The sequence below is a fragment of the Amycolatopsis rhabdoformis genome (assembly GCF_035918295.1).
Lineage (GTDB): Bacteria > Actinomycetota > Actinomycetes > Mycobacteriales > Pseudonocardiaceae > Amycolatopsis > Amycolatopsis rhabdoformis.
The window spans coordinates 158,492-175,928 of sequence record NZ_CP142149.1; the positions used below are offsets into that span (position 1 = coordinate 158,492).

The 17,437-nt window shown below is 72.3% G+C and carries 15 protein-coding genes; 4 read left to right on the forward strand and 11 right to left on the reverse strand.

Annotated features, from left to right (window positions below; all coding sequences use genetic code 11):
- The 3 genes from VSH64_RS00760 to pknB are packed head-to-tail and all read right to left on the reverse strand — an operon-like array spanning position 1 to position 3,877.
- Positions 1 to 1,542 carry a flotillin family protein gene (locus tag VSH64_RS00760; RefSeq protein WP_326569619.1) on the reverse strand — a complete coding sequence of 514 codons (1,542 nt, stop codon included), beginning with the start codon at positions 1,540 to 1,542 and terminating at the stop codon, positions 1 to 3.
- Between the two features lie 47 nt (positions 1,543 to 1,589).
- Complete coding sequence (locus tag VSH64_RS00765; RefSeq protein WP_326569620.1) at positions 1,590 to 1,799, reverse strand: hypothetical protein; 210 nt, start codon at positions 1,797 to 1,799, stop codon at positions 1,590 to 1,592.
- Positions 1,796 to 3,877, reverse strand: coding sequence for a Stk1 family PASTA domain-containing Ser/Thr kinase (gene pknB / locus VSH64_RS00770; protein WP_326569621.1), 2,082 nt, complete (start codon positions 3,875 to 3,877; stop codon positions 1,796 to 1,798). Before pknB ends, VSH64_RS00765 begins: the two co-directional genes overlap by 4 nt.
- A gap of 103 nt (positions 3,878 to 3,980) precedes the next feature.
- On the opposite strand from pknB, the gene VSH64_RS00775 reads away from it, so the two are divergent.
- Positions 3,981 to 4,349 (forward strand): Rv2175c family DNA-binding protein, encoded by a 369-nt coding sequence (locus tag VSH64_RS00775; RefSeq protein WP_326569622.1) that lies wholly within the window; start codon positions 3,981 to 3,983, stop codon positions 4,347 to 4,349.
- A gap of 187 nt (positions 4,350 to 4,536) precedes the next feature.
- Here the strand turns inward: VSH64_RS00775 and VSH64_RS00780 are convergent, their stop codons facing one another.
- The 5 genes from VSH64_RS00780 to merB all read right to left on the reverse strand — a co-directional run bounded on the left by VSH64_RS00780 (position 4,537) and on the right by merB (position 9,569).
- Positions 4,537 to 5,325 carry an LLM class F420-dependent oxidoreductase gene (locus VSH64_RS00780; RefSeq protein ID WP_326569623.1) on the reverse strand — a complete coding sequence of 263 codons (789 nt, stop codon included), beginning with the start codon at positions 5,323 to 5,325 and terminating at the stop codon, positions 4,537 to 4,539.
- Positions 5,326 to 5,328: 3 nt separating this feature from the next.
- Positions 5,329 to 6,252: a phytoene/squalene synthase family protein gene (locus VSH64_RS00785; protein ID WP_326569624.1), complete on the reverse strand. Its 924-nt coding sequence runs from the start codon at positions 6,250 to 6,252 to the stop codon at positions 5,329 to 5,331.
- Entirely contained in the window at positions 6,249 to 7,727 is a 1,479-nt protein-coding gene (gene crtI, locus VSH64_RS00790) for a phytoene desaturase family protein (protein WP_326569625.1), read from the reverse strand. The genes VSH64_RS00785 and crtI overlap by 4 nt, the downstream gene beginning before the upstream one ends.
- Positions 7,724 to 8,815 carry a polyprenyl synthetase family protein gene (locus VSH64_RS00795; protein ID WP_326569626.1) on the reverse strand — a complete coding sequence of 364 codons (1,092 nt, stop codon included), beginning with the start codon at positions 8,813 to 8,815 and terminating at the stop codon, positions 7,724 to 7,726. The genes crtI and VSH64_RS00795 overlap by 4 nt, the downstream gene beginning before the upstream one ends.
- Before the next feature lie 73 nt (positions 8,816 to 8,888).
- Positions 8,889 to 9,569, reverse strand: coding sequence for an organomercurial lyase (merB, locus tag VSH64_RS00800; RefSeq protein WP_326569627.1), 681 nt, complete (start codon positions 9,567 to 9,569; stop codon positions 8,889 to 8,891).
- Between the two features lie 113 nt (positions 9,570 to 9,682).
- Between merB and VSH64_RS00805 the strand changes: the two genes are divergently transcribed.
- Together VSH64_RS00805 and VSH64_RS00810 are read left to right on the forward strand one after the other, a co-directional pair.
- Positions 9,683 to 10,567: a methylenetetrahydrofolate reductase gene (locus VSH64_RS00805; RefSeq protein ID WP_326569628.1), complete on the forward strand. Its 885-nt coding sequence runs from the start codon at positions 9,683 to 9,685 to the stop codon at positions 10,565 to 10,567.
- Positions 10,568 to 10,609: 42 nt separating this feature from the next.
- A complete protein-coding gene (locus VSH64_RS00810) occupies positions 10,610 to 12,295 on the forward strand; it encodes a DUF885 domain-containing protein (protein ID WP_326569629.1) in 1,686 nt (561 codons plus the stop codon).
- Positions 12,296 to 12,346: 51 nt separating this feature from the next.
- Here the strand turns inward: VSH64_RS00810 and VSH64_RS00815 are convergent, their stop codons facing one another.
- Positions 12,347 to 13,504: a lactonase family protein gene (locus VSH64_RS00815; RefSeq protein WP_326569630.1), complete on the reverse strand. Its 1,158-nt coding sequence runs from the start codon at positions 13,502 to 13,504 to the stop codon at positions 12,347 to 12,349.
- 433 nt (positions 13,505 to 13,937) lie between these two features.
- On the opposite strand from VSH64_RS00815, the gene VSH64_RS00820 reads away from it, so the two are divergent.
- Entirely contained in the window at positions 13,938 to 14,834 is an 897-nt protein-coding gene (locus tag VSH64_RS00820; protein ID WP_326569631.1) for a DMT family transporter, read from the forward strand.
- Positions 14,835 to 16,192: 1,358 nt separating this feature from the next.
- Here the strand turns inward: VSH64_RS00820 and VSH64_RS00825 are convergent.
- Both VSH64_RS00825 and VSH64_RS00830 read right to left on the reverse strand, forming a co-directional pair.
- Positions 16,193 to 16,765, reverse strand: coding sequence for a GNAT family N-acetyltransferase (locus VSH64_RS00825; protein WP_326569632.1), 573 nt, complete (start codon positions 16,763 to 16,765; stop codon positions 16,193 to 16,195).
- On the reverse strand, positions 16,762 to 17,286 hold the full coding sequence (locus VSH64_RS00830) for a YbaK/EbsC family protein (RefSeq protein ID WP_326569633.1): 525 nt from the start codon (positions 17,284 to 17,286) through the stop codon (positions 16,762 to 16,764). Before VSH64_RS00830 ends, VSH64_RS00825 begins: the two co-directional genes overlap by 4 nt.
- Between the last annotated feature and the right edge of the window lie 151 nt (positions 17,287 to 17,437).

Genomic DNA, 17,437 nt, shown 5'->3' on the forward strand with positions numbered 1-17,437 from the left:
CTACTCGCGCGGGGAAAGGTCGCCGTTCGAAAGCGCCTGCCCGGCGCCCGAAGAGCCCGAAGTACCCGAAGAACCGGCAGAACCGGCAGAACCGGAGCCCGAAGAAGACGACGAACCCATGGCATCCATCAGCTGCCGCGCCAGGCCGAGGCCCGTCCCGCCCAGCGACAACGCCTTGGTGAACATGTCCGACATCCCGTCCGCGCCGTTCAGGACCACCATGTGGTCGACGTTACCGAACGCCTTCGCGCCGGCCTCGACGATTTCCGGCCAACGTTCGGCCAGCTGCTGTGCTACCACAGCTTCCTGGTTCTCCGCCAGTGCGGCCGCGCGCGCCTTGATCGACTCGGCCTCCGCCAGACCGCGGGCCCGGGCCGACTCCGCTTCCGCGAGACCTCGGGCGCGCGCCGCTTCCGCCTCCGCAACGCCGCGGGCCTGCGAAGCAGCCGCCTCGGCTTCACCGGTGGCCCGCGTGGCCCCCGCCGAAGCCTCCGCGCGCGCCTTCGTGGCCTGCGCCTCCGCTTCGGCCGCTGTCTTCACGCGGGTCGCGTCGGCCACGGCGCGCAGTTCGGTCTCGCGGGCCTCGGCCTGGGCGCGGGCGATCTGCGCGTCCCGGTCGGCGTCCGCCGTCGTGCGGGTTTCGTACGCCTTCGCGTCGGCCGGCTTGCGCACCTGCGACTGCAGCCGCTGTTCGGCCAGCGCGGCCTCCAGCTCGGCCGCGCGCGTCTCCTGGACCACGACCTCCTGCCGCGCCGTCGCCTCGGCCAGCGGACCCGACTGGCTCGCCTTCGCCTTGGCCTGGTCGACCTCGGCCTGGTAGCCGGCCTGCTTGATCTGGCTCTCCCGCATCGCGCCGGCCTTCTGCGCGGCCGCGACCTGCTCGGCCTGCGTGGCCTCCTGGTCGCGCTGCGCCTCGGCGATGCGTGCCGACGCCGCGATGGCCGCCGCGTGCGGCTTGCCCAGGTTGTTGATGTAGCCGGACTCGTCGTCGATCTCCTGGATCTGCAGCGAGTCCACGATCAGGCCCAGCTTGATCATCTCGGTGGCCGACGACTGGCGGACCTCGCCGGTCAGCGCGTCGCGGTTGTGGATCATCTCCTCGATGGTCAGCCCGCCCACGATCGAGCGCAGGTGGCCCGAGAACAGCTCGTGGATGGTGTCGTTCATGCCCTTCTGCTGGTCGAGGAAGCGGCGGGCGGCGTTGGCGATCGAGGCGTAGTCGTCGCCCACCTTGTAGATCACCACCGCGCGCACGGTCACCGGCAGGCCCTGCTTGGTCACGCAGGAAACCTGCAGGTTCACGCCGCGCGTGTCGAGCGAGAGGCGCCGCGCGGTCTGGAAGCCGGGGATCACGTTCACGCCCCGGCCGGTCACGATCTTGAACCCGAGGCTGTCGGCGGTCTCGGTGCGCTCCACCCGGATCCCCCACCCGGAGATGATGAGCGCTTCGTTGGGCTCCGCGACCTTGTACAGGATCCGCAGCAGCCCGAACAGCACGATCACGGCTACCACCGCGATCACGACGATGAGCCAGATTTCCATAACCCCTCGCAGCCCGATTTTCGGTTGTTGGTAGCTCTTCGACGCCGCTAGGACGTCAGCGGTTGCCACCGTTCCACGTAAACCGTGCGCGGGGGTTCGAAATCCACCACAAGCACCTGGGTGCCGATCGGAAACCCGGCTTCGGAGTCGGCCGCGTAGGCGTAGAACGCCTCGGTACCGCCCCGGACGCTGAGCAGCACCTCCCCGATCAGGCCCGGGCCGACGGCACCCGTCACGCGGCCTCGGCTGCCGATCATCCGCCGAAGCCCCGGATCTGCACCTTCGTGCCCTTCGGCACCAGCGAACCGGGCTGCGGGTCCTGCTGGAACACGAAGTTGAAGCCGCCGCCACCGTGGCCGCGGCCACCGCCGCCACCCTGCTTGTCGACGTCGAGGCCCGCCTGCTTGAGAATCTTCTCGGCCTCGTCGAACTGCTTGAACCGCACGTCGGGCACCTGCACGGCGTTGGACACGAACACCTTCACCTGCTTGCTGCCCGGGGTGTTCGCCGGCGGGTCGGTGCGCGTGACGCCGCCGGCGGGGATCGTCTGCGAGAACTCCTCGCCGCCGTCCACCGGTTGGAACCCGGCCTGCTGCAGCAGCTGGAACGCCTCGGCCTTCGGCCGGCCCGTGACGTCGGGCACCGGCGGAAGCGGTTCCGGGCCCTTCGAGAGCACGAGCGTCACCTGGCCGCCGATGTCCACGGGCGTGCCGGCCACCGGGTTCACGCTCACCACCGTGCCCTCGGGCGCGGTGTCGCTGAACTCCGGCGTGCCCTGCGCGACCTTGAGCTGCTGGCTCTGGATCGCCTTCGTCGCGTCGGCCAGTGAAGCGCCCACCTGGATGTTGGGCACCACCGGCTTGCCCTTGGACACGACCACGGACACGTTCGCGTCCTTCTCCAGCTGCGTGCCCTCGACCGGCGTCACCTTGATCACGGTGTTGGCCGGCACGGTGTTGTCGAACTCCTGGCTGTACTGCGGGGTCAGGTTCGCCGCGCGCAGCTTGTCCCCGGCCTCGGCCTGCGTGAGGCCCACGAGCTTCGGCACGGCGGAGGTGGTGGGCGCCGATTCGCTGAGGATGAAGGCGAACGCGCCGATCAGCCCGCCCAGCACCAGCACACCCAGCGCCACCAGCGCGATCATCTTCCGGCGGTCGCGCGGCTTCGGCTCGTCGGCCGGCGGCCGCGGACGGCGCGGCGGCGCGGGCGGCACCGGCGGGGCCACGGCCACCGTCGGCATCTGCTGGCCCGCGGGCGGCGAAGGCGGCGGACCCACCGGCACGGCCCGGGTCAGCGCGCGCGTGCCCTGCGGCCCGGCAACGGGGACGGCCCCCGAAACCGGCCCTGAAACCGGCATCGTCTGCTCGGCCACCGGGATCCGCGGCATCGTGCGCTCGGTGTCGGACATGCGGTCGCCGTCCGGCGGCGGGGGCACGGGCACCGGCACCACCGGCAGACCCAGCTCGGCCCGCACGGCCTGCAGTTCGGCCAGGAACACGCCGGCGTCGGCCGGGCGCAGCTCGGGGTCGCGGCGGGTGGCGCGCAGCACCAGGTCGTCGAGCGCGGGCGGCAGGTCCGGCCGCAGCTCGCTCGGGCGCGGCACGTCGTCGTTCACGTGCCGGTAGGCCACCGAGAGCGCCGTGTCGCCGGTGTAGGGCGTCTGGCCGGTGAGCATCTCGTAGAGCAGGATCCCGGCCGAGTACACGTCGCCTCGGGCCCCCGTGACGCCGGAGGCGACCTGTTCGGGCGAGAGGTAGGCGACGGTGCCCAGGATCACGCTCGAGCTCGTGGTGCCCGCGCTGGCGACCGCGCGCACGAGGCCGAAGTCGCCGACCTTCACCACCCCGCCGGACAGCGCGCCGCTGCTGCGGCCGATGAGCACGTTCTCGGGCTTCACGTCGCGGTGCACCAGCCCGGCGGCGTGCGCGGCCCCCAGGGCCGAAAGCACGGGCTCGGCGATGCTCAGCGCGAGCGCGATGTCGAGCTTGCCCTGCTCGGACAGCAGATCGCGCAGCGTCCCGCCGTCCACGAGCTCCATCACCAGGAACGCGAGCCCGGAGTCCTCGCCGGCCGGCACGTCGAAGCCCTGGTCGTGCACCGCGACCACGTTCGGGTGGTGCAGCTGCGCGGCCGATCGCGCTTCGCGCACGAACCGGTCCACGAACGAGCGGTCGTCGGCGAAGCGGGGATCCATGATCTTGATCGCGACCGCCCGGTCCAGCCGGGTGTCCATCCCCCGGTAGACCGACGACATCCCGCCCCTGGCGAGCAGCCTGTCCACGCGGTAGCGGCGTTCGAGCAGCGTGCCGACGAGGCTGGGGTGCGTGCGTGTCACGGCTGGTTATCGTACGGACCCGCGCCCGCGTGGGTGAGGTGAGGCGGCGGGTCACCCGTGCGTACCAGTCGGGAAACCGGTCGAATGTGGCACAGTGTCACGTGTGAGTGGGATTCCTGTCGCCGACGACGTCCTTGACTCCGCTGTCACCGTCCTCCCCCTGAACCAGGTGGCGGCCGTGCTCGGGATCTCGTCCAACAAAGTGCGCCAGATGCTGCGCGACGGTCACCTGATCGCCGTGCGGCGCAAAGGCGAGCTGTGCGTGCCCAGCGACTTCTTCGTCAAGGACGGAGTGGTCAAGGGCCTGGCGGGCACCATCACGGTGCTCGCGGATTCGGGGTTCAGTCGCACCGAGATGCTGCGCTGGCTCTTCGCGGCGGACGAAACGCTGCCGGGCACCACACCCGTCAACGCGTTGCGCACGAGCCACGGTACCGAGGTGAAGCGGCGCGCCCAGGCCATGGCTTTCTAGCGCGCCCGGCCCTTTTCGCCCGGTTCGCTGAGCGCCGGCTCGACCACGCGCGGTAATCGCCCCACGGCCTGCCGGGCGTTGCGGCCGCGTGCCCGAAAACACCGTCCGAAACACGCTCGTGAACCCCTGTCGGAAACGCCGAAGGCCTCCCCGCCGCTCGCGAGGAGGCCTTCGGCGAATTCTCGGGTCAGCCGTTCTGCTTGTCGCGCCAGGCGACCCAGTTCTTGAGGGCCGTGAGGTCGTAGTCGGGCCCGCCGACGCCCACGGTGAACGTGCTCACGCCCAGCTCCACGAGCTTCGGGCCGAGCTCGTCGGGGTCGCCCGAAACGCCGCAGGAGCGCTCGATCTCGCCCGGGTCGCGGCCGAGGTCCGCGCAGTGCTGGTCGAGGATCTTCACCTTGCGCTGCACGACCTCCGGGTCGCCGAAGCCGTGCCAGATGTCGGCGTGCTTCGCCACGAGCTTGAGGGTCTTCTTCTCGCCGCCGCCGCCGATGAGCACGGGGATCTTGCGCGTCGGCGCCGGGTTCAGCTTGCCGAGGCGGGATTCGATGCGCGGCAGCGATTCCGCGAGGTTGTCGAGGCGCCCGCCCGCGGTGCCGAACTCGTAGCCGTACTCGTCGTAGTCCTTCTCGAACCAGCCCGAGCCGATGCCCAGAATCAACCGGCCACCCGAGATGTGGTCGACCGTGCGGGCCATGTCCGCGAGCAGTTCGGGGTTGCGGTAGCTGTTGCACGTGACCAAAGCGCCGATTTCGACCCGGGACGTCGATTCCGCCCAGGCGCCGAGCATCGTCCAGCACTCGAAGTGCATGCCGTCGGCGTCGCCGTAGAGCGGGTAGAAGTGGTCCCAGTTGAAGACGATGTCGGCGCCGATGTCCTCGGCGGCCGAAGCGGTGCGGCGGATCGTGTCGTAGTCGGCGTGCTGCGGCTGGAGCTGGAGCCCGACGCGCAGCCGCCTCGTTGAAGCGGATGTCATATCTCAGACCCTACGTGCGTGGCTCCGGGCCCACACGCTGAGCAGCTTCGGCAGCGCCACGGCCAGACGCCGGCCCTTGCCCACCACCGCGCGCCGGTTGAGCACGTCGTAGTCCATCGCCTCGATCTCGTCGAGGATGCCTTCGTACAGCGTGATCGCCGTGCGCACGCACGGTCGGGATTCGGTGCGCAGCAAGGGAATTCCGGCCTCGGCCCGCCGGTACACCGCGCGGGCGCGCGACACCGCGACGGCGAGCGCGCGCCGCACGCGCGGGTCCGGCGTGCCGCGCCGGCGCGTCTCCACGAGCAGTTCGCGGTCCACGCCGAACGCCGAAAGTTCTTCCGTGGGCAGGTAAAGCCGGCCGCGGTCGAGGTCTTCGCCGATGTCGCGTAAGAAGTTCGTAAGCTGGAACGCTTCCCCGAGCGCCGCCGCGCTCGGCTCGGCTTCGGCGAGCGGTACGACGGTGCCGAACACCGGCAGCATCTGCAGCCCGATCACACACGCGGAACCGTGCACGTACTCCGCGAGATCCGCGTAGGTGGCGTATTCGGTGACGGTGAGGTCCATGCGCATCGAGTGCAGGAACGCGTCCACGAGCCCACGCCGGATGTCGTGGCGGCGCACGGTGTCGGCGAGCGCGGCCAGTACCGGGTCGGCCGGCGCGCCGCCTTCGTAGACCTCGTCGACCATCCCGGCCACGTGGTCCAGCGCGCTCTTGGGATCGGTGCCGGGTTCGGGGTTGTCCACGAGCTCGTCGGCCATGCGCGCGAAGCCGTACAGCGCGTGCGCCGAGGGCCGGGCGCGCGCGGGCAACAGGCGCGTGGCGAGGAAAAACGTGCGGCCGTGGTGGGCGTTGATGCGGCGGCATTCGGTGTACGCGGCGCGCAGGCCGGGTTCCGTGATGCCGGCGGCGTCGAGTTCGGTCACCGGCCGGTGATCCTTTCCGCGGCGAGACGTCCGGAGATCAGCACCGGCGGGATGCCGACGCCGGGGGTGGTGCCGCAGCCCGCGAGCACCACGTTGCCCGCGGCCCGCACGAGGTTGGCGGGCCGGAACGGGCCGGTCTGGGCGAACGTGTGGGCCAGCGAGAACGGCGTGCCCGCCGTCATCCCGCGCGCGGCCCAGTCTTCGGGCGTCACGACCTCGTCCACGGTGAACTCGTCGCCGAACCCGGTGAGACCGCGGGATTCCAGCGTGCGCACCAGTTCCTCGCGGTACGCGCCGCCGACGCGCGACCAGTCGATGCGGCCGCGGCGCAGGTTCGGTGCCGGCGCGAGCACGGACACGATCTCGCCACCGTCGCCGGCCAGCCCCGGTTCCGTGGCGGTGGGGCGGGTGACGAGCAGTGACGGGTCACTCATCAGCCGGCCTTCGCGCACGATCTCGGCGAACGTGCGGTCCCAGGCTTGGCCGAAGAAGATCGTGTGGTGGCCCAGCTGCTCCCACGACCGTTTCGCGCGCCCGTGCAGCACCACGGCCGAAGGCGAGTACCGCAGCGGCAGCACCCGGTTCGGCCGGGCGCCGACGAGTCGGTACGCGGTGCGCAGCTCGGTGGCGAGCACGACGGCGTCGCACTCGATGCGCTCGCCGGTGCGCGTGCGCACGGCCCGCACCCGCGAAGACACCCGCTCGAGCCACGCGGCTTCGGTGCCGAAGCGCAGGTCGGCGCCGGATTTCGCGGCGGCCGCGGCCATCGTCCGCGCGACCGCGCCCATGCCGCCGCGCGGGTAGTAGACGCCGCCGACGGTGTCCATGTAGGCGATCACGCCGTACGCGCCGAGCGCTCGCGCCGGGTCCAGGCCCGCGTAGAGCGCCTGGAAGGAGAACAGCCGGCGCACGCGTTCGTCGCGCAGGAACCCCGCGACCTTCGGGCCGAGCCGGCCGAAGCCGCCCAGCGCGGCGAGCTTCACCAGCTCGGGACGCGCCAGGTCGAGCGGTGAATCGAAGTTGGCGCCGATGAAGCGGTCTTTCTGCACCGCGTACAGCTCGGTGAGCCAGCGCCGCAGCGCGCGGTAGCCGGCCGCCTCGCGCGCACCCGCGAACGCGCGGATCTCGGCTTCCATCGCGTCGCCGTCGGTGCGCAGCGCCAGCGTGCTGCCGTCGGCGAAGCGCGCCTGGTAGGCGGGGTCGAGCTTGGTCAGCGGCAGCGTGTCCTGAAGCGATGCGCCGACGGCGTGCAGGGCCTCGTCCACCAGCTCCGGCATGGTGAGCACGCTCGCGCCGGTGTCCACGGCGTTGGCGCCGAAGTCCTGCTGCCCGGCGCGCCCGCCCGGCTCCTTGTCCTGCTCCAGCAGCGTCACGCGTCGGCCCGCCCCGAGCAGGTGCAGCGTCGCGGAAAGGCCCGCCAGGCCCGCGCCGACCACCACCACGTGGTCGGTGGGCCCGGACACGGTTCTGGTCACGACGTCCGCCGGGTCGCCTTGCCGACCAGGTCGGCCAGCGCGGCCGGAGCCGGCTCGGCCAGGTGCGCGCGGTCGAGCGCGGCCATCGCCGAGGCGGTGAGCTGGTCGATGCGGTGCTCCACGGCGTCGACCGCGCCGACGCCGGTCAGGGCTTCGCGCACGGCGTCGACGGCCGTGTCGGACAGGTCGGCCTTGCCGATCGCGCCGGCGATCACCTTCGCCGCCGCGCGGTCGCCGCGTTCGTCGGCCAGCTGCAGGCCCAGGGCCACGAGCAGGGTGCGCTTGCCCTCGCGCAGGTCGTCGCCGGCGGGCTTGCCGGTCACCGACGGGTCGCCGAACACGCCGAGCAGGTCGTCGCGCAGCTGGAACGCCACGCCGACGTCACCGCCGAACTCCAGCAGCGTCGTCACGAGCCGGTCGTCGGCGCCGGCCAGCGCGGCGCCGAGGTGCAGCGGGCGCTGCACGGTGTAGGCGGCCGTCTTCAGCCGGTCGATGCGCAGCGCGGCCTCGGGCGAGGCGTCGCCGACGGCCTGCGTGCGCACGTCGAGGTACTGCCCGGCGAGCACCTCCGTGCGCATCGCGCGCCAGGCCGGGCGCGCTTTCGCGAGCGTCTCGGCCGGCAGCGGGGCCTCGGCGAACATGTCGTCGGCCCACGCGAGCGCCAGGTCGCCGACCAGCACGGCCGTGGCCAGCCCGAACGTGGCGGGCGAGCCGAGCCAGCCGTGGTCGGCGTGCACCTTGGCCGAGGCCACGTGCACGGTCGGGTTGCCGCGGCGGGAGTCGGAGGAGTCGATGAGGTCGTCGTGGATCAGCGCGCACGCCTGGATCAGCTCGAGGCTCGCCACGACCTGCAGCGCGCCCTCGGCCGCCTCGCCGGACGCCGCTCCGCCGGCGCCGCGCCAGCCCCACCACGCGAACGTGGGCCGGATGCGCTTGCCACCGCACAGCACGAAGCCGGACAGCACGTCGATGCCCGCCGCGACCGTCGGCTCCGTGCGCACGATCTCGTCGCCCGCACGGCCGAGGAACGCGGTCAGCGCACGCTCGACGTGGGCAGGCAGATCGTCGTCGAAACCGGGCGCGTCCATGCCCTCATCATCCGGGGCGCGGGCCCGGCCGGTCGCGCCGGGTGCCCCGGATGTGGCGCACGAGACGCTCGCCTCAGCCGGTCCAGAACTCACCGGGCAGCCCCGCGGCGGCGAAGTACTCGGCGGCCTCGGCCGGCTCCCGGCGCCGGTAACCGTGCGCCAGCCGCCCGGCGTACCAGCCCTCGGCCAGGCGCCACAGCGCCGGCAGGTCGAGCACGGTGCCCTTCGCCAGGCCGGTGCGCGCGACCCATTCGTCCACACAGGACTCGCCGCAGAACAGGCGCTGCACGGAGCAGGTGTGGCGCACGTCGTCCCACATCCTGGCCGTGGGCACGGGGAAGTGGGCGACCTGCGGGCCGTCCGGCGCGGCTTCACGGCCCACGACCAGCGCCATGGGCTCCGTGCAGCACGGGCAGCGCGTGGCCACGAGCACCTCGGGCTCGGCGGGCACCAGGTGCGGGATCGCGAACGAGTCCCACGCGCAGCCGCCCCACCACAGCGTGTGCTCGCCCATCACCGCGAAGCCCAGCGGGATCGCCGCGAACGGGTGGGCCAGCACCACGTGCTCGCACTCGTCGAGCACCAGGTGGCGGGCGTCGGCGAGGCGGTGCAGGGCCTGCTTGGCCACGGCCAGCGAACCGTGCGCCGCGTCGGCCAGCTCCGGGCCGGTGGGCGCGCGACCGTGCGTGGCGAAGGCCCGGTACACGGCCACTCGCACGTCTTCGTCCCAGGCGGTGTCGTCTTCGCGGCTCATGGTGGCTCCTCAACATCGAGGGAGCTTCGGGGGTGCGCGTCCGACGGTACCCGTGGCCAAGGCCACGCGCCGGAGCTCCCGGCGCCCGGTTTCGCCCACTATCATTTTCGTTCATGACGTCGGTGATCGAGCGGTTGCAGGGGGACGGGCCCCGGTTCTCCATCGAGTTCTTCCCGCCCCGCGACGAGGCCGACGAGGCCGTGCTGTGGCGCGCCGTGCGCGAGCTCGAACCGCTGGACCCGGCGTACATGTCGATCACCTACGGCGCGGGCGGCTCGAGCCGCGACGGCACCATCCGCAGCATCGCCCGCGTGGCCACCGAGACCACGCTCTGCCCGATGGCGCACCTGACCGCGGTCGACCACTCGGTGTCGGAGCTGCGCAACGTGATCGGCTGGTACGCCGCCGTGGGCGTGCGCAATATCCTCGCGCTGCGGGGCGACCCGCCCGGCGACGTCTACGGCGACTGGACGCCGCACCCCGAAGGTCTCGAATACGCCGAGCAGCTGGTGGAGCTCATCCGCTCGCTCGGCGACTTCTGCGTCGGCGTGTCGGCGTTCCCGTACGGCCACCCGCGCTCGCCGGACCTCGAGTCGGACACGAAGCACCTCGTGCGCAAGTTCCGCGCCGGGGCCGATTTCGCCATCGCGCAGCTGTTCTTCGAGGCCGAGGACTTCCTGCGGCTGCGCGACCGCGTGGCCGCGGCGGGCTGCGACGCGCTGGTGCTGCCCGGCATCATGCCGCTGACCACGCCGCGCACGCTGCACACCACGATCAAGCTCTCCGGCGCGCCCGCGTCGCAGCGGCTGCTCGACCGGCTGGAGCCGCTTTCGGACGACCCGAAGGCGTTCCGCGAAGCCGGGATCGACGCCGTCACCGAACTGGGTGAGAAACTGATCGCCGAAGGCGTGCCGGATCTGCACTTCTACACGTTCAACCGGTCGAAAGCCACGCGCGAGGTGGTGACGCGGCTCGGGCTCGTGCCGGCGCGCGCGTAAGTCCGTACCGCCGGGGGTGTCCGGGCCGGTACGGTTCGGCCCATGGCTTCCAGCGAACACAGCGTGCACGGGATTTCCGACCGGTACGTCGACGATTACGCGGCCGTGGACCCGGTCGCCGCCACCATGCTCGGCGTCGCCGGTTACGACGACCAGCTCACCGACTACTCGCCCACCGGCCACGCGGCCCGGGCGGCGCTCGCGGCGAAGGCCCTGGCCGACGTCAAGGCGGCCGAACCCGCCGACGCGGGGGAGCGGGTCGCGAAGGCGGTGTTCACCGAGCGGGTGGGCCTCGACGTGGAGATCCACGACGCGGGCCTCGACCTCGCGGCGCTGAACGTGATCGCGAGCCCGGTGCAGGACCTGCGCATGGTGTTCGACCTGATGCCGATGGACACGCCCGAGCAGTGGGCCGACATCGCCGCGCGGCTGCGCAAGGTGCCCGAGGCGCTCGCGGGGATGCGCGCGTCGCTGCTGACCGCGGCCGACGCCGGGCACGTGTCGGCGCTGCGGCAGGTGGGCAAGGTCGCCGAGCAGTGCGAGACCTACGCCGGCCTCGGGGAGCGGCCCAGCTTCTTCGCCGGCCTGGTGGGCAACGCGGGCACGGCGGGCGCCGCGCTGGCGAACGACCTCGCGGCGGGCGCCCGCGCGGCCGACGAGGCGTTCGCCGAGTTCGCCGGCTTCCTGCGCGCCGAGCTCGCCCCGAAGGCCCCGGCCAAGGACGCCGTGGGCGAGGACGTGTACCGGCTGTGGTCGCGCTACTTCATCGGCGCCGAGCTGGACCTGCGCGAGGCCTACGAGTGGGGCTGGCACGAGTTCGCCCGCCTCGAGGCCGAGATGCGCGCGGTGGCCGAGCGGATCCGGCCCGGCGCTTCGGTCGCCGAAGCCGCCGACGTGCTCGACGCCGACCCGCGCTACCGCGTCCACGGCCGGCCGCAGTTCGAGGCCTGGATGCAGTCCCTTTCGGACGACGCCCTGAAGTCCTTGCGCGGCAAGCACTTCGACATCCCCGACCGGCTGATGGCCCTCGAGTGCCGCATCGCCCCGCCGGGCGGCGGCGTCGGCGCGTACTACACCGGCCCGAGCGAGGACTTCACCCGGCCCGGGCGCATGTGGTGGTCGCTGCCCGCCGACAAGGAGGAGTTCACCACCTGGCGCGAAGTGTCCACTGTGTACCACGAGGGCGCGCCGGGCCACCACCTGCAGATCGCCACGGCCGTGAACCAGGCGCAGTCGCTCAACAAGTACCAGCGGCTGATGACCTTCATCTCCGCCCACGGCGAGGGCTGGGCCCTGTACTCCGAGCGTCTCATGCAGGAGCTCGGTTACCTGTCCGACGACGGCAACCTGCTCGGCATGCTCTCGGAGCAGCTCTTCCGTGCCGCCCGCGTCGTCGTCGACCTCGGCATGCACCTGGAACTCGAGATCCCCCGCGGCACCGGCTTCCACGAGGGCTCGCGCTGGACCCCGGAGCTCGGCCTGGAGTTCATGCTCACGCGCACCATCACCGACCAGGCCCACGTGCGCGACGAGATCGACCGCTACCTCGGCTGGCCCGGCCAGGCCCCCGCGTACAAGCTCGGCGAACGCCTGTGGCTCGCCGCCCGCGACGACGCCCGGGCGCGGATGGGGTCTTCCTTCGACATCAAGCAGTTCCACACGCGCGCATTGGAAATGGGCGGGATGGGGCTGGACACGTTGCGGGAGCAGTTGGCTCTGCTGAGCTGAGTTTCGCGGCCGGCGCTCCCCGCGGTGTGCGGGAGCGCCGGCCCGTTCCGGTCAGGACGCCGCGATACCCTGCGGGCCCGTCTTGCCGTCGAACACGGGCAGGCCCGTGACGCTGCCGATCCGGTGCAGGGAACCGTCCCGGGCCACGGAGTACTCGTCGACCGCGCCGGCACCGGCGGAGAGCTGGTAGAGGAACCGGCCGTCGCCGGTGGCCGCCAGGTCGATCGGCGCGGGGTCGGTGGTGGCCGCGATCGCCGACGGGTCGGTGAGGGTGAGCCCGCCGTCGTGGCCGATGCGGAAGGCCGTGATGCTGTCGCTGTTGGTGTTGGCCGTGTACACGGTGGCGCCCACGACCACGGACCAGCACGGCGCGCCCTGCTCACCCGTCGCGACGGCCGCCGAGAGCGTCTCCAGCCTGCCGCCGGCGGTGAGCGCGTAGGACGACTCCGAGCCCGTCGCCTCGGTCACGAGCACGTGGCCCCGGCGGTCGAAGCCCACGGCGTACGGGATCATCCCCGCCGACGGGTTGGCCACCGGCCGGGCGGAGGGGCGCGCCGCGGCGTCGAGTGGGAAGACCTGCAGCGTGTTGTGGGTTTTGGTGGTGATCACGAGGTCGGCGCCGTCGGGCGTGAGCGCGACCTGCGACGGGGCGGACAAGGCGTCCGGCAGCGGCGCGTTGCCGAGCCCGAGACCGCGGGTGGAGCCGGGGATCGGCGTCAGGCGCCGGTCGTGGACGCGGAAGCCGGTGACCGCGCCTTCGCCGCCGGCGTCGAGGACGTAGACCCGGTCGTGCGCGAATCCGACCGACACCGGCACGGCTCCGCCGGTCGGCAGGGTCTGCAGCCGGGTCAGGTGGGCGCCCGACACCGCGAAGACGGTGAGGGTGTCGCTGCCGCCGTTCACGGCGTACAGCAGCTGGTGGCCGGCGTCGTAGGTGAGCGCGCCCTGCGAGGACAACGCGTCGGGGCCCGCGCCGCCGAGCGTGGTGCCGCGGCCGCCGGTGGGGTACCGGCCCGCCTCGTGCAGGCCGCCGTTGCCGTCCCGGGTGTAGGTGACGACGGTGTTGGCCGTGGGGTCGTTCGTCTGGACGAACACGGCGTGCTGGGCGGTGTCGGCTACGGCTGCTGGGGCGAGGGCCAGCGCGGCGGCGGCGGTCATGGTGGCGAGCACGGCGGCCGAAACACGCCGCTCACGGGAATGTCGAGTCATGAATACGTCCTGGGAATGTCGTCGGAAATGTCTCCTGGGAAAGGCTTCTTTCCCTTTCCTGGTGATCATTCGCTTCTGTGGCGCCGGGACGCCCGGTTTCGGTCGACGCGTCAGAGATCGGTAACAAACCCTGCTGCGCCAAGGGTTTAGGTGCTTCTACTCGTGGTTTCGATCAGGGGCACCGTCGATTCGATCCGGGTTTTCCGGCTGATCGGACAGGTCGTTCTCCGGAAAACCCGGTGACCGGACCGTCGGCGCGGCCTAGGCTCGCCGTCGTGCACCGGATCTTCCTCGTCACCCCGCCGCCCGCGCTCTGAGCGGGGTGGTCTGCGCCGCCGCGTGAACCGTCCGTCGGTCCGCGGCCGATCGGTGCTGCACGAAAACCGCCCCGCGTCGTCGATGTCCGAAATCCTTCGACGCTGGAGCGTTGTCCATGTCTGTTGTCCTGTCCGAACGCGCCCGCGGGTCGGTCGCGCTGGTGGTCGCCGGGGTGCTGTGGGGGAGCGGCGGCCTGGCCGGCTCGCTGCTGGGCCAGCTGGCCGGCCTGCACCCGCTCGCCGTGGCCGCCTACCGCCTGCTGCTCGGCGGCGCCGCGGCGATCGCCTTGTCCGGCAAGGGAATCCCGCGAACCCGCGCGGCGCTGCGCCGGGTCCTCGTCGTCGGCGCGCTGTTCGCCTTCTTCCAGACGACCTACTTCGCCGCCGTGGCACTGGGTTCCGTCGGCACCGCGACCATGACCACCATCGGCGCGGCCCCGGTGATGCTCACCCTCGCCACGGCGATCAGAACCCGCCGCGCCCCGCACGCCTGGACGCTGCTCTCGACCCTCGGCGCCCTGGCCGGCCTCGCGCTGCTGTGCTGGGAGCCCCACGCCGGCACGTCGGCCGCCGCCACGCTCCTCGCCCTGGCGGCCGCCGCGGGCTTCGCGACCCTCACCACGCGCCCGGTCGAGGACCCCCTCGCCACCACCGCGTACGGCTGCCTCACCGGCGGTCTCCTGCTCACGCCGGCCGCGCTCACCCTGGGGATGACCCTGCCGGCCCGCCCGGAGGTCCTGCTGGTCGCCGCCTACTTCGCCCTCGTGCCGACCGCCCTCGCCTACGCCGCGTACTTCCGGGGCCTCACCACGGCCCACCCGGTGCTCGGCGCCCTGTCCGCCCTCCTGGAACCCCTGACGGCCACGATCCTCTCCGTCGTCTTCCTCCGGGAACACCTCAGCGCTCAGGCGTGGTGCGGTGCGGCTTTGCTGGCGGGGGCGTTGGTGGTGGGGTATTGGCGGCCGGAACCTCGTTCGGTTCGGGCCGCTGGGGAATCGGCGGTGAGCGGGTAGCGGCCGCAGTCGTTTGTCGGCGGCGCGCGGGTACTTGACGGGTCTCACCAGGGCCTGTCCGGTGCGCTGCGCGCCGCCGACGCCGGCGGACGACCGCATTGGCGATCGGCTAGTGGCGCTGGGAACCTTGATTCCCACGGCGACGGCTGGTCCGGGAGTCGCGGACGCGTCGCCGATGAAGTGGCAGCCTTTGCAGCTGCGCCGGTGATCCTCGCGCATTTCGCGGGCCGCACGGCGGCCCGTCCAGGGGCCTGCCGCCGTCTGCGGCGCCAGCCCGGCTGCGCTGCGTTCGGCGCCCCGAACCTACGTCGCCTCCAGCGCAACGACTCGCCCGAGAACCGTGAACGGGTCGCCGACGGACCGGTAGGCCCGTAGCAGCGCCGGCGATCCTCGCGCATTTCATGGGCTACCCGGCGGCCTGTTCCGTGCTCCGTGCGAAGTCGGCGGTGCCGGACCCGGCCGCTCCCGTGATCGGCGCTCGGAACCTACGTCGCCTCCGCAGGCGACGACCGGCCCCCTTGAACGGGGTCGCCGATGAAGTGACCGCCCCGCGACAGCGCCGGCGATCCTCGCGCACTTCAGGGCTGCCCGGCGGCCTGTTCAGTGCGCCGTGCGTTTCGGCGGTGCCGGACCCGGCCGTGCTCGCGGTCGGCGCCCGAAACCTACGTCGCCTCCGCAGGCGACTGGCCCAAGAACCGTGAACGGGTCGCCGATGAAGTGACCGCCCCGCGACAGCGCCGGCGATCCTCGCGCACTTCAGGGCTGCCCGGCGGCCTGTTCAGTGCGTCGTGCGTTTCGGCGGTGCCGGACCCGGCCGCGCTCGCGGTCGGCGCCCGAAACCTACGTCGCCTCCGCAGGCGACTGGCCCAAGAACCGTGAACGGGTCGCCGATGAAGTGACCGCCCCGCGACAGCGCCGGCCATCCTCGCGCACTTCACGGCCGCATTGCGGCGTGTCCAGTGCGCCGTGCGTTTCGGCGGTGCCGGACCTGGCCGTGCTCGCGGTCGGCGCCCGTACCTACGTCGCCTCCAGTGGCGACGACCAGCTGGAGAATCGTGAATGGGTCGCCGCTGATGTGGCGGCCTCACACCATTCGCGGGCCGCACCGCGACCTGTCCCGTGGTACACGCGGTGTCGGCGGTAGCGACCCGACAGCGCTCGTGATCGGCGCCCGAAACCTACGACGCCTCCGCAGGCGACGACCGGCCCGAGAACCGTGAACGGGTCGCTGACGAAGTGCCAGCCCGACGAGAGCGTCGGCGATCCTCGCGCACTTCAGAGCCACACTGCGGCCCGTTCAGTGCTCACGCACTGCCGACCCGACCGCACTCGCGATCAGGCCTACCGACGCCCGGAACCTACTTCTCCTCCAACGGCAACGACCGCCCCAGAATCGCGAACGGCCGCGGATCCCCCGTGAACTGGTAGTCCCGCAGCACGTCCAAGAATCCCGTCCGCCGGTACAGCTTCCACGCCCGGCTGGTGCCCTCCGGGGTGGACAGCAGCACGTTGGCGTTGGGCACGCCGTCGAGGAGACGGCGCAGCAGGTCTTCGCCGATCTGCTTGCCCTGGCTCTCCGGGCGCACGTGGATCTCGGTGAGCTCGAAGTAGTCGCTCATCCAGCGCTCGGCCTCTTCGGGGCCGGAGCGGCGGGTGAGGCCGTGGCGCACCTGCTCGTGCCACCACTGCCCGGCGCGGCCCTTGTAGCCGTAGGCGAGGCCGAGCAGCACGTCGTCGGCGTCGAGGGCGGCCATGCAGCGCCAGCCTTCGCGCAGGGCGTGCGTGAGCCACATCGGGGCGCGTTGCTCGGCCGTGCCTTCGGGGTAGCGCATGGCCTTCACGTAGATGGCCAGCGCTTCGGGCAGGCGTGTGCGGAACTCGTCCGCGGACAACTGCACGTATCGGGAGCACCCGGAGGACATGGCGGTCACGGCTGTCCATCCTCCACTCCCGCCGCGAGCGTGCCCGGGGTGCCCCCGGTGAGCTCGACGAGCCCGGCGAACGTCGTCGGGAACACCGACTTCGGGTGCCCGGCCGCGGCCCACACCTCGTCGTACGCGCTCAGGCTCGCGTCCACAAGCGTGACCAGCGGCCGCGGGTGCCCGACCGGGGCGACGCCGCCGATGGGCTGGCCGGTGTGCTCGCGCACGAAGTCGGCGTCGGCCTTGCCCACCTCGGCGAGGCCGGCCAGGGCGGCGAGGCGGGCCGGGTCGGCGCGGTGCGCGCCGGAGGTGAGGGCGAGCAGGGCCGTCTCCTCGCCGCCGGCGGTGCGGGCGCGGAACACGAGACTGTTGGCGATGGCGCCGACCTCGACCCCGAGCGCTTCGGCGGCCTGCGCCGCGGTGCGGACCTCGGCCGGCAGCACACGCACGCCCTCGGCGGCGGAGCGCTGGCCGGCCTCGCTCAACGCGGCTGTGACCTTGGCGACGGCGGGATGGTCGAGGGAGCTCATGCCGTTATGCAACCACGACGACGGCACCGTGTCCCGCACCACGTCCCCGGATTCCACCGGCGGGGTTGAGAGAACACGGCACCGGGGGTTACTCTGGAAATCGTTCGAACAGACGTTCGACATCCGGTGAGTGTTCACCGGCAGGTGCCCG

What these genes read in the sequence shown, in the direction of transcription:
- VSH64_RS00760 (WP_326569619.1), bottom strand. Translation starts at nt 1,542, where the DNA reads ATGGAAATCTGGCTCATCGTCGTGATCGCGGTGGTAGCCGTGATCGTG.
- VSH64_RS00765 (WP_326569620.1), bottom strand. Translation starts at nt 1,799, where the DNA reads ATGATCGGCAGCCGAGGCCGCGTGACGGGTGCCGTCGGCCCGGGCCTG.
- VSH64_RS00780 (WP_326569623.1), bottom strand. Translation starts at nt 5,325, where the DNA reads ATGACATCCGCTTCAACGAGGCGGCTGCGCGTCGGGCTCCAGCTCCAG.
- VSH64_RS00795 (WP_326569626.1), bottom strand. Translation starts at nt 8,815, where the DNA reads ATGGACGCGCCCGGTTTCGACGACGATCTGCCTGCCCACGTCGAGCGT.
- merB (WP_326569627.1), bottom strand. Translation starts at nt 9,569, where the DNA reads ATGAGCCGCGAAGACGACACCGCCTGGGACGAAGACGTGCGAGTGGCC.
- VSH64_RS00805 (WP_326569628.1), top strand. Translation starts at nt 9,683, where the DNA reads ATGACGTCGGTGATCGAGCGGTTGCAGGGGGACGGGCCCCGGTTCTCC.
- VSH64_RS00810 (WP_326569629.1), top strand. Translation starts at nt 10,610, where the DNA reads ATGGCTTCCAGCGAACACAGCGTGCACGGGATTTCCGACCGGTACGTC.
- VSH64_RS00815 (WP_326569630.1), bottom strand. Translation starts at nt 13,504, where the DNA reads ATGACTCGACATTCCCGTGAGCGGCGTGTTTCGGCCGCCGTGCTCGCC.
- VSH64_RS00820 (WP_326569631.1), top strand. Translation starts at nt 13,938, where the DNA reads ATGTCTGTTGTCCTGTCCGAACGCGCCCGCGGGTCGGTCGCGCTGGTG.
- VSH64_RS00830 (WP_326569633.1), bottom strand. Translation starts at nt 17,286, where the DNA reads ATGAGCTCCCTCGACCATCCCGCCGTCGCCAAGGTCACAGCCGCGTTG.